This is a genomic window from Rhodoplanes elegans (assembly GCF_016653355.1).
Classification (GTDB): Bacteria; Pseudomonadota; Alphaproteobacteria; order Rhizobiales; family Xanthobacteraceae; genus Rhodoplanes; species Rhodoplanes elegans.
Genome location: NZ_NHSK01000226.1, coordinates 1 through 11,761 on the forward strand (window position 1 = coordinate 1; position 11,761 = coordinate 11,761).

At 70.2% G+C, this 11,761-nt stretch carries 5 protein-coding genes, 1 pseudogene and 1 riboswitch; of the genes and pseudogenes, 2 read left to right on the top strand and 4 right to left on the bottom strand.

Annotated features, from left to right (window positions below):
• Both CCR97_RS25650 and cobN read left to right on the top strand, forming a co-directional pair.
• Window positions 1-2,215 (top strand): TonB-dependent receptor family protein (locus tag CCR97_RS25650; protein WP_201160002.1); only part of this gene is annotated, 2,215 nt, incomplete at its 5' end.
• Between the two features lie 22 nt (window positions 2,216-2,237).
• Window positions 2,238-6,221, top strand: a complete 3,984-nt coding sequence (gene cobN / locus CCR97_RS25655) for a cobaltochelatase subunit CobN (protein ID WP_170145882.1) — start codon at window positions 2,238-2,240, stop codon at window positions 6,219-6,221.
• A gap of 22 nt (window positions 6,222-6,243) precedes the next feature.
• On the opposite strand, the gene CCR97_RS25660 is transcribed toward cobN, so the two are convergent.
• The 4 genes and pseudogenes from CCR97_RS25660 to CCR97_RS25675 all read right to left on the bottom strand — a co-directional run.
• Entirely contained in the window at window positions 6,244-7,830 is a 1,587-nt protein-coding gene (locus tag CCR97_RS25660; RefSeq protein WP_111357834.1) for a cobyric acid synthase, read from the bottom strand.
• The gene (locus CCR97_RS25665) at window positions 7,827-8,159 is read right to left on the bottom strand and encodes a cysteine-rich small domain-containing protein (RefSeq protein WP_111357836.1); all 333 of its coding nucleotides are present in this window, start codon (window positions 8,157-8,159) and stop codon (window positions 7,827-7,829) included. The genes CCR97_RS25660 and CCR97_RS25665 overlap by 4 nt, the downstream gene beginning before the upstream one ends.
• A 268-nt stretch (window positions 8,160-8,427) precedes the next feature.
• A riboswitch (cobalamin riboswitch) is annotated at window positions 8,428-8,651 on the bottom strand.
• A gap of 202 nt (window positions 8,652-8,853) precedes the next feature.
• Window positions 8,854-10,995, bottom strand: coding sequence for an NAD-dependent DNA ligase LigA (ligA, locus tag CCR97_RS25670; RefSeq protein WP_111357835.1), 2,142 nt, complete (start codon window positions 10,993-10,995; stop codon window positions 8,854-8,856).
• Window positions 10,996-11,142: 147 nt separating this feature from the next.
• Window positions 11,143-11,761, bottom strand: a pseudogene (locus CCR97_RS25675) (DNA repair protein RecN); the annotation flags it as partial.

Below are 11,761 nucleotides of genomic sequence, written 5' to 3' on the forward strand. Positions count from 1 at the left end.
CTCCGGCACGGCCGACGGGGCCGCGCAGGCCCAGCCGGTCAATCCGCCGCCCTATGCCGTGCAGGCGCGCCGCGCGCTGCGCCGCCCCGGCGCCGAGTCGGTCGTCTCGGTGACGCAGCAGGATCCGGGCACCAAGTCCAATCTCCGCCAGGTGCTCGACGAGGTGCCGGGCGTGCTGATCGGCCAGCGCGGCGGCGAGAACAGCCTCGGCTCGATCTCGATCCGCGGCAGCGACACGTCGCAGGCCGGCCCGCGCGGCGGCCGCGGCGTGCGCGCCTTCGCCGACGGCGTGCCGCTCGGCCGGCTCGTCACCGGCGTGACGCTGCCGCTCCTGGATCTGAAATCGACCGACTACATCGAGGTCTATCGCGGCGCGAGCAGCCTGCGCTACGGCGCGCTCGCCACCGGCGGCGCCTTGAACCTCGTCTCCAAGACCGGCCGCACCGCGCCGGGCGCCACCATCTCCACGGCGGGCGGCAGCAACCGCTTCCGCGAGAGCCAGATCGAGCTCGGCGGCGCCAAGGACAAGTACGACTTCTACTTCCAGGTCAACGACCACTTCGACGGCGGCTACGAGTTCAACTCGCGCAACTACGCGCCGCGCTTCAGCGGCAATTTCGGCTGGCAGCCGACCGAGAACATCGAGAACCGCACCTATGTGGCGATCGGCAAGAACCTGCAGGAGCTGCCGACCTCGGTGCCGATGAGCCAGCTCTCGCGCTATCGCCAGTCCGGCTACGATCCGAGCAACACCTCGTTCCCCTACGACCTTCGGGCGAACTACGAGTATCAGCGCGTCGTCAACAAGACCGTGATCCGCTCCGACACGACCTCGGTCGAGATCGCGCCCTACTTCCTGCTCTCCGCCTTCGACCACCTGCCGAGCCCCTCGGCCGGCATCCAGGACGTGGTGTGGACCGACTGGGGCGTCTCGCTGCGCCTGGAGAACCGCAACGAGCTGATCGGTCGGCCGACCGAGCTGGTCTTCGGCTATCGCCCGACCTACGAGGACGCGAGCTACAAGACCTATCAGTGGGCCAAGGGCACGCGCGGCGCGACCAAGGCGTCGCTGGTCTACGACGATGCCTTCCACGCCTGGTTCCACGAAGGCTACGGCGAGGCGGCGATCGAGGTGATGCCGCGCGTGAAGCTGTTCACCGGCGCCCAGGCGTTCTGGACCGACCGCAACTATCACGACGGCTATTCGGGCGCCCGGATCGCGTCGGGCACCGAGGCGAGCCCGGCCGGCGGATTCGGCATCGGGCCGGCCTCCTCGAACGGGCTGCGCAACTACGAGCGCGACTTCTCCGCCTTCAATCCGAAGTTCGGCGTCAACTGGGAGTACCAGCCGAACCACTTCGTCTACGCCAACATCGCGCGCAGCACCGAGGTGCCGAACGCCGGCGACATCTCCTCGCTGCTGACCCTGCAGCAGACCGTCAACGGCCTGCGCGCCGGCACGCTGAACATGATCGACAACCTCGCCATGCAGCGCGCCTGGACGGGCGAGATCGGCGTGCGCGGCGGCTGGGATCGCTTCCGCTACGACGTCGCCGTCTACGACATGCGGCTGAACGACGAGATCCTCTCCGCCTGCGCGCTCAACTTCATCCCGCTGTCACGCTTCACGGTCGCCCAACAGGCGCAGCTGCGCGGCCAGTTCGCCTGCAGCAACGCCAACAGCCTGGTCGCGTTCAACGTCGACAAGACGCGGCGCACCGGCGTCGAGGCTGGCTTCAAGACGCGTCCCGTAGTCGACGTCCTCGCCGCGGGCGACCACGTCCATCTCGACGTGACCTACACGTTCATCGACTCGCGGTTCGTCGACGATCCGACCTTCGGCAACGCGCAGATGCCGCTCACGCCGCGCCACCAGGCCTTCGCCGAGCTCGGCTACCGGCATCCGGCCGGCTTCTTCGCCGCCGGCAACATCCGCTTCGTCGGCGAGCGCTGGACCACGTTCGACAACTCGGGCGGCGACGCCTTCGTGGCGCCGGCCTCGACGCTCTACGGCGCCCGCGTCGGCTGGAAGGCGCCCGACAAGTCGTGGAGCGTGTGGGCCGAGGGCCGCAACCTCACCGACGTCGCCTATGTGAGCGACTTCGCGCCGCTCTTGCGCTCCGCCGACGCGCCGACCACGCCGGGCGGCACGCCGTTCGTCTATCCGGGCGCCGGCCGCGCCTTCTTCGCCGGCTTCAGCAAGACGTTCAACTGACGACCTTCGAAGGATGACCGCCATGCGGCTGCCGCACCTCGTGATCACGATCATGACCCTGGTGCTGGCGGCCGTGCCGCTCGCCCTGCGACCGGTCCTCGCCCAGGAGACGCCGGCGTCCGCGCCGGCGCCGCTGTCGATCGCCGTGCTGGCGCCGTTCCCGTCCAATCCCGGCAAGGGCAGGCTGATGGAGGCGCTCGCCCGCGAGCGCGGCATGACGCTCGACTACGTGATGGTCGACAAGCTCGACGACGCCGCGATCGCCGATGTGCTGCGCGGCCGCGATCTGGTGCTGCTCGACTGGGTGATGGAAACCACCTTCGTGCCGATGGTGGCGCGCCTGAAGGCGCCGCTCGCGGCCTTCCCGGGCAAGGTGTGGGGCGGCATGATGTGGCGGCGGCCCGACCTCACCCGCGGCCTCTCCCCGCAGGCGGCCGAGCGCATCCACGCCTACTGGACCAATGGCGGCGACGCCAATGTCCGCGCTCTCCTCGACTATGTCCGGGTCGACCTGTTCGGCCGGCCGGGCGAGGCCGCGGCGGCGCCCGTGCTGCTGCCCGAGCTCGCGATCTATCATCCCGACGCGCCGCAGCGCGTCTTCGCGACCTTGGCCGAGTATCTGGCCTGGCGGGCGCCGCGGCCCGACCAGCCGGTGATCGGCGTCGGCCTGCACCGCTCCGAGCTCGTCAACAACACGACGGACCATGTCGACGACGTGATCCGTCGCATCGAGGCGAAGGGCGCCGTCGCGCTGCCGTTCTGGGATCCGAACAACGGCCGCAAGACGCTGCCGCTCCTCCGGCAGGACGGCCGCACCGTGCCGGACGCGCTCGTCTCGTTCACGGGCGTCTACACCAACGTCGACGAGCAGCGCGAATGGATGGCGGCGCTCGACCGGCCGGTCATCCAGGTGCTGCCCTACACCGAGGGCTACGAGGAGGACTGGCGCAAGGACGACGCCTATCCGGTGCGGCTGCAGGGCGTGTTCTATTCGCTGTCGGAGGCCGCCGGCCGCATCGACCCGACGCTCGTCACGGCGCGCCGGCGCAGCGACGAGAAGCTCGCCGCCATCCCGGAGCAGGCGGATGCGCTGGTCGCCCGCGCGCTCGGCCAGGCGGCGCTGCGGCGCAAGCCGAACGCCGACAAGACCGTCGCGGTCTTCGTGTGGAACAGCCCGGCCGGCGAGGAGAACTTTTCCGCCTCCTATCTCAACGTGCCGGCCAGCATCGTCGAGATCGTCGACAGGCTCCGGCGCGAAGGCTACGACGCGCCCGCGGTCGACGAGGCGACCGTGATCACGACGATGAAACGCCTGATCCGGCCGTACTATCGCACCAAGGACGACCGCGAGCTGCGCGCCCTGCTCGCCGACGGCCTCGCCGAGCGCGTGCCGCTCGCCGACTACCGGGCGTTCCTGGCCGGCCTGCCGGCCGAGACGCAGGCCGCCACGCAGGCGATGTGGGGCGCGCCGGACGACACCTACCTGACCCTGAAGGACGGCGACCGCGTCGACTTCGTCGTGCCGCGCTGGAAGCTCGGAAAGCTCGTGATCCTGCCGCAGCCGCTGCGCGGCAGCCGGCGCGACCAGGAGGACGACATCACCCACGACAAGAAGCGGCCGCTCCATCACGCCTACCGGGCCGTCTATCTCGGCGTGACGAAGACGATGGCGGCCGACGCGATCGTCCATCTCGGCACCCACGGGACGCAGGAATGGGCGCCCGGCAAGGAGCGCGCGCCGTCCGTCGGCGACGACACCCAGACGACCATCGGCAACGTCCCGGTGATCTATCCCTACACGATCGCGAACGTGGGCGAGGCGATCATTGCGCGGCGGCGCGGCCGCGCCGTCACGGTGTCGCACAACGCCCCGCCCTTCGCGCCGTCCGGCCTCTACGGCGAGTTCACGGCGTTCCACGAGCTGCTGCACCAGGCGACCGGCGGGGCCGAGGGTGCCGTCCAGGAGGCGGTGCGGCGCCAAGTGATCGCGCAGGCGAGCAACCTCGGCCTCGTCCGCGACATCGGATTGTCGGAGGCGGACGCGGCCCGCGACGTCGACGGCTTCCTCGACAAGGTCCACAAGCATCTGCACACGCTCGGCGCCCTGCCGCAGCCGCTCGGCCTGCACACCTTCGGGCGCGTCGCCGACACCGACAAGACGCTCACCACCGTGCTCCAGATCCTCGGCCCCGACTATCTGAAGGCCTGGGGCCAGGATCCGGCCGAGTTTCTCGCCGAGCCCTACGACACGCTGCAGGGGGAGGAGGCCTTCACGGCGCTGCGCCGCGCCGTGGTGGAGAACGCCGATCTCGGCGGCTTCCCGGAGCCGGTGCGGCGGTTCCTGACCGAGGCGCGCCGGCACTTCGCCAACCTCACCCAGCCGATGGAGATGGAGAGCTTCGTCAAGGCGCTCTCGGGCCGTTTCGTGCCGCCCTCGACCGGCAACGATCCCATCCGCAATCCGGAGGCCGTGCCGACCGGCCGCAACATCTACGGCTTCGACCCGCGCAAGATTCCGACCAAGGCCGCCTGGGAGGCCGGCCGCACGCTCGCCGACGCACTGATCGCGGACTACCGCGCCAAGCACGGCGTCGTCCCCGACAAGATCGCGTTGTCGATGTGGCAGACCGAGACGCTGAACCATTTCGGCGTGATGGAGGCGCAGGCCCTGCATCTGCTCGGCGTCCGCCCGGTGTGGAACCAGCGCGGCGACGTGACCGGCATCGAGGTGGTGCCGCGCGAAGACCTCGGCCGGCCCCGCGTCGACACGGTGCTGTCGATCACCGGGCTCTATCGCGACAACCTGCCGGAGCTGGCGGCGCTGCTGCAGGGCGCCGTCGACACGGTCGCAGCGCTCGACGAGCCCGACAACCCGCTCGCCGCCGCGAGCCGCCGCGTCGCCGCGGCGCTGATCGACAAGGGGATCGCGCCGGAGCGCGCGACGCGGCTCGCCCGCGTGCGCCTGTTCGGCAACGAATCGGGCGTCTACGGCACCAACCTGCCGGAGGCGACGCTCGCCTCCGGATCGTGGGAGAGCGAAGGCACGCTCGCAACCACCTATCTGTCGCGCATGGGCTACGCCTTCGGCAACGATCCCGACACCCGCAACGTCAAGATCGACGCGCTCGGCCTGTTCGCCGAGGCCCTGAAGGGCACCAAGGCCGCCGTGCTGTCACGCTCCTCCAACGCGCACGGCATCGTCTCGATCGACCACCCGTTCGAGTATCTGGGCGGGCTGGCGCTCGCGGTCCGTCATCTCGAAGGACGCACGCCCGATCTCGTGATCAGCGACCTGCGCAATCCGCGCGACGCGAGGAACCAGTCGGTGGCGCAGTTCATGAGCACCGAGCTGCGCAGCCGCAACTTCCATCCGCGCTACGTCAAGGAGCTGATGAACGAGCGCTATGCCGGCGCCAACCGCATGTTGGAAGGCGTGAACAATTTCTGGGGCTGGGCCGTGATGGATCCGGGCAGCGTGCGGGCCGACCAGTGGCAGGAGTTCCACGACGTCTATGTCGCAGACAAGCACGCGCTCGGCCTGAAGGACTTCTTCCTGCAGCACCACCCGGCGGCGCTCGCCCAGATCAGCGAGCGCATGCTGGAGGCGGTCCGCAAGGGCTACTGGGACGCCCCCGAGGAGGTGGTGAAGCGCCTCGTCGAGACGCATCGCGAGATCGCCGCGAGTCGCGACCTGCTGGTCGAGAATCAGTCGTTCGCGGCGTTCGTCGCCACCAAGGCCGCGGGCTTCGGCCTGCTCGCGGCGGCCCCGTCCGCGACGGCGAGCGACGCGGCGCCCGAGGCCCCGGAGGCCGCGACGACGGCCCCCACCGTGGTCACCGGGATGCGGCTCGAGAAGCAGCCGGAGTCGGCCGCCCCGGACGCGCCGCAGCCGTGGGCGCTGTGGCTGACGATCCTCGGCACGCTCTGCGCCGGCGGCGCCTTCGAGCTCGGGCGGGCGCGCATCCGGCCCGCTCCACGGATCGCCGGCGGATACGCGCGCGTCTGAGCGCGTTCCGCCGCGACCACCGTCAGCGGGCGAGTGCGAGCAGCGCGTCGAGGTCGAGATTCTCCTCGCAGTGGTCGGCGAGCGCCTCGATGGCGGCCTCGGTGCGTTGCGCGAAGTCGAGGCCCGACGCCTGCGCGCCGGCCGACCGCAGCCAGCGGCCGCGGAACGCATCGGCGCCGAACAGCCCGTGCACATAGGCGCCGGCGATGCGGCCGTCGGCCGACACGGCGCCCTCCGGCTGGGTGCGCCCCGCGCCGTCGTCCAGCATCAACCACGGTCGCGCGAGACCCGGCCCCGTAGTGCGGCCCATATGCATCTCGTAACCGGTGACGCGACAGCCGCTGAGGCGATCCACCGCGTCGATGTCGACGAGGCGCTTGTCGCCGCCGATCTCGGTCTCGACGTCGAGCAGGCCGAGACCGGCGGTCTCGCCGGGCGCGCCCTCGATGCCCTGCGGGTCGCGCACCACGCGGCCGAGCATCTGGAAGCCGGCGCACAGCCCGATCACGCGGCCGCCGCGGCGCGCATGGGCGAGAATGTCGATGTCCCAGCCCTCGCGGTGCAGCACGTCGAGATCCGTGCGGGTCGCCTTCGAGCCGGGCAGAATGATCACGTCGGTATCGGCCGGAATCGGATTGCCGGGCTGGACGAAGCGCAGCGCGACGCCCGGCTCGGCGGCGAGCGGATCGAGATCGTCGAAATTGGCGATGCGCGAGAGCCGCGGCACCGCGATATTCAGGCCGCGGCCGCCGCTCTCCGCCGGCCGCTCCAGCGCGAGCGAGTCCTCGGCCGGCAGCCGGTCGGCGGTCGGGAACCAGCGCAGTACGCCGAGGAACGGCCAGCCGGTCTGCTCCGTGATGGTCCTCACGCCGGGGTCGAACAGCGAGAAGTCGCCGCGGAACTTGTTGACGATGTAGCCGACCACGCGGGCGCGGTCTTCGGGATCGAGCAGCACGTGGCTGCCGACGATCGCCGCCATGGTGCCGCCGCGGTCGATGTCGGAGAGAATCACGACCGGCAGGTCGGCCTTCTCGGCGAGGTGCATGTTGGTGATGTCGGAGCGGCGCAGATAGATCTCGGCGCCCGAGCCGGCGCCCTCGACCAGCACCAGATCGGCCTCGGCGCGCAGCCGGTCGAGGCTGTCGAGAATGGCCGGCATCATGCCGTGGCGCATGCGGTGATAGATGCGGGCCGGGCAGTTGCCGAGCACGCGCCCGCGCAGCACCACCTGCGAGCCGATGTCGGTCTGCGGCTTCAGCAGCACCGGGTTCATGTGGATCGACGGCGCCGCCTTGCAGGCGCGCGCCTGCAGATGCTGCGCGCGACCGATCTCGCCGAACACGATCTCGCCGTTCGGCCCCGGCGGAAGGTCGCTGTCGGCCGCGACGGCGGCGTTGTTGCTCATGTTCTGCGCCTTGAACGGCCGCACGACGAGGCCGCGGCGGGTGAAGGCGCGGCAGAGGCCGGCCACCACCATGCTCTTGCCGACATCGGAGGCGGTGCCCTGGATCATCAGGGAGCGGGCGCGGCGCGGCAGCGGCTGCGCGGCGGGCGTGAAGGCAATGCGGGAGACGAGGCCGGCGATCTGAACATTGACGTCGATGGTCATGATTTGGTCCGAACAGGCTTCTGTCGGTAAGTCCGTGTCTGCTCATGGCCATCCCAGATCACCGGCCGCTCGAGCCACTTCTGGATGAAGGTCCAGGCGCCGCGGGTGCCGTTGTGCGGCAGCGTGCAATCCGAGCAGTCCTTGCGCCGCGTCCCGTTGCGATCGGTGAAGACCTTGTAAGGACCGGGGCACTCGTAAGCGATCAGCGGGCAGTAGCAGAACAGACAGTTGAATTGTCCGCGCACGCCGGTGTGGCACGGCAGGAACGGACAGGCCGTGTTGGTGAAGCCCTTGAAGGCTTCGTTGGTGGTCGTGTCCTTCGGCTGCATGCGAGGCCCGAGCTTGTGCGAGCGCAACGGCGGCGTCACCACCACCGCCGAGACAGACGGCAGACGTCGTACCGGCAAGCGACATCGCCCGCCGACGCGATGCGTCGCGGATGCGGATGACGATCGGCTTCGCTCGCACGGGCAAGGCCGCACGGGCATTCGCGCCACCGACCGACCCGACGCGGATCGTGCGCGTACCGATCACATGAAAAACGGAATTAGACTCTGATGATCATGAGCGCTCCCCTTTCGACCCACCGTCGAACGGAATGGACCAGCGTCTTCGGCCGGTCTCCTGGCTCACGGATCATGGTCCCCGATCCCCTTCCCGGGACATGCCTGATGGCGTCCCAGTGGCGTTCGATCGGCGACGATCCGTCCACAGTTGCGGGGGCAGCCGCGGCATTGGCGAGAGCTCGTGTGACGAGCGGTCGCCGGACCGCGTTCCCGTTTCACCTCTCGACGAGAGGCACCGAAGACGCGTCCAAATGAGCACGAAGCATGATGGCGTGCAAGGGCGGACTTTTCCGGAATCGTCGTCCGCGACGACCACCGATCACGACCTTTCATCCGGCTCTGAACCGGCGACTGATCGGACCGCACCGCGCGCCGCCGCAGCGATGGCGGCTCACAAGAGACGGGGCCCATGGGGCCCGGGCTCGGCGCCGACGCGTCCTCGCTGGACGACGCGTCGCTACGCTCCCGCCTGCCCCACCAGGGCGAACCACTCGTCCTCGGTCAGCACCGTGACGCCGGCGTCGCGCGCCTTTGTCAGCTTCGAGCCGGCGCCGGGGCCGGCGACCAGATAGTCGGTCTTCTTCGACACCGAGCCCGCCACCTTGGCGCCGAGCCGCTCGGCCATCGCCTTCGCCTCGTCGCGCGTCATCTTCTCCAGCGCGCCGGTGAACACCACGGTCTTGCCGGCGACCGGCGTCGTGGTCTGCGGCTTCTCGGCGTCGACGATTCTTGAAAGCTCGGCGACGAGATTCTCGACGACACGCTCGTTATGAGCTTCGCCGAAATACTTCGCGACCGCATCGACCACGGCGTCGCCGATCTGGTCGATGGCGTCCATCTCGGCCCGCGCGTCTTCGTCGCCGGCCGAGATCCGCTTCGCCGCGGCGAAGAACGCGTCCCAAGACCCGTAGGCGCGGGCGAGCTGGCGCGCCGTCGTCTCGCCGACATGGCGGATGCCGAGCGCGTAGATCAGGCGGTCGAGCGCGATGGTGCGGCGCGCCTCGATCGCCTCGAACAGGTTCTTCACCGAGGTGGTGCCGAAGCCTTCCCGGTCCTTCAGCTTCTTGAAGTTCGCCGCATCGCGCCGCGCCAGCGTGAAGATGGCGGCGGGCTCGGTGACCGGCAGGTCCGCGTCCTCGAAGAAGAAGGCGATCTGCTTCTCGCCAAGCCCCTCGATGTCGAAGGCGCGACGCGACACGAAGTGCCGCAGGTGCTCGATCTTTTGGTACGGACAGGCGAACTCGCCGGTGCAGCGGGCGATGGCGCCCTCTTCTCCGCTCGCCGTCGTCTCACGCACCAGCGGAGTTTTCAGGTCGCAGCGGCAGACAGTCGGAAACTGATAAGCTCGCGGGCCGCGCGGCCGCTCCTCGACCACCCGCACCACCTGCGGGATCACGTCGCCGGCGCGCTGGATCTCGACCGTGTCGCCGATCCGCACGCCGAGCCGGGCGATCTCGTCGGCGTTGTGCAGCGTCGCGTTCTGCACCACGACGCCGCCGACCGTGACGGGCTCGAGCTTCGCCACCGGCGTGTGCGCGCCGGTGCGGCCGACCTGGATCTCGATGTCGTGCAGCAGCGTCGTCGCGCGCTCCGCCGGGAACTTGTGGGCGATCGCCCAGCGCGGGCTCCGCGACACGAAGCCGAGCCGCTCCTGATAGTCGAGCCGGTCGACCTTGTAGACGACGCCGTCGATGTCGTAATCGAGCGCGGCGCGGTCGAGCCCAATCTGTCGATGGAACGCGATCAGCGCCTCGGCCGAGTCGGAGCGCCGCGTCAGCGGATTGGTCTTGAACCCGCAGTGTTCGAACCACTTGATCATGCCGGACTGGCTATCGGCCGGCATGGTGCTCATCTCGCCCCACGCATAGGCGAAGAAGCCGAGCGGCCGCGACGCCGTGACGGCCGGATCCTTCTGGCGCAGCGAGCCCGCGGCCGAGTTGCGCGGATTGGCGAAGACCTGTCCGCCCGCCGCTTTCTGCCGCTCGTTGAGGGCCAGGAACGCCGCCTTGGTCATGTAGACCTCGCCGCGCACCTCGCACACCGGCGGCACGCCGCGCGCCTTCAGGATCTGGGGCACGTCCTTTACGGTGCGGATGTTGGCCGTCACGTCCTCGCCCTCGAAGCCGTCGCCGCGCGTCGCCGCCGAGACGAGGCGGCCGTTCTCGTAGCGCAGCGACATCGACAGCCCGTCGATCTTCGGCTCGGCGCTGAACGCCACCGGCGCGTCGTCGGCAATCCGCAGGAAGCGGCGCACGCGGGCGACGAATTCTTCCACCTCCTCGTCCGCGAAAGCGTTGTCGAGCGACAGCATCGGCACCGCGTGGCGCACCTTGGCGAAGCCGCGCGAGGGCGCCGCACCCACTTTTCGAGACGGCGAGTCGGCGCGGATCAGCTCGGGAAAGCGCGCCTCGATCGCGGCGTTGCGTTGGCGCAGCGCGTCGTACTCCGCGTCCGAGACGGTCGGCGCATCCTCCTGATAGTAGCGCGCGTCATGCGCCGCGATCTCGTCCGCCAGCCGCGCGAGCTCGGCCGCGGCCTCGTCCTGGGTGAGGGTGTCGACCGAAGGGCCGGCGTCTGAGCGAGAGGAGGTTTTAGCCACGGATACTCGACCTCGTCATGGCCGGGCTCGTCCCGGCCATCCACGTCTTCGTCGCGGCGGACTCTAACGGCGTGGATGCCCGGCACAAGGCCGGGCATGACGGTGCTGCTGCAGAGCCGCGCGGCGCAACCGGAAAACCGAAGCCCCCTACCCCTCCGCCGCCTTCAGCAGGCGCTCCGCGGCGGCGCGGGCTTCCGTGGTGATCTCGGCACCGGAGAGCATGCGGGCGATCTCTTCGCGCCGCGTGCCGTCGTCGAGCACCGCGACCCGCGTCGCGACGCGCTTGCCGCGGTCGAGCGCGCCCTTGCTGATCAGGACGTGGCGGTCGGCGCGCGCCGCCACCTGGGGGGCGTGCGTCACCGCCATCACCTGCACCTTGCGGCCGAGGCGGGCGAGCCGCACCCCGATGGCGTCGGCCACCGCCCCGCCGACCGCCGTGTCGATCTCGTCGAACACCAGGGTCGGGGCCGAGCCGCGGTCGGCGATCACCACCTTCAGGGCCAGCAGGAATCGCGACAGCTCGCCGCCCGAGGCGATCTTCATCAGCGGGCCCGGCGCCGTGCCCGGATTGGTCTGCACCTGGAACTCGACGCGGTCGAGCCCGTGCGGCCCGCCGCGCTCCGGCTCGGCGACGATCGCCGTCATGAAGCGCGCCCGCTCGAGCTTCAACGGCTTCAGCTCGCCGGCGACCGCCTTGTCGAGCGCCTCGCCGGCGCGCCGGCGCTTGTCGGACAGGGCGGCGGCGGCGCGGTCGAACTCCGCCGCC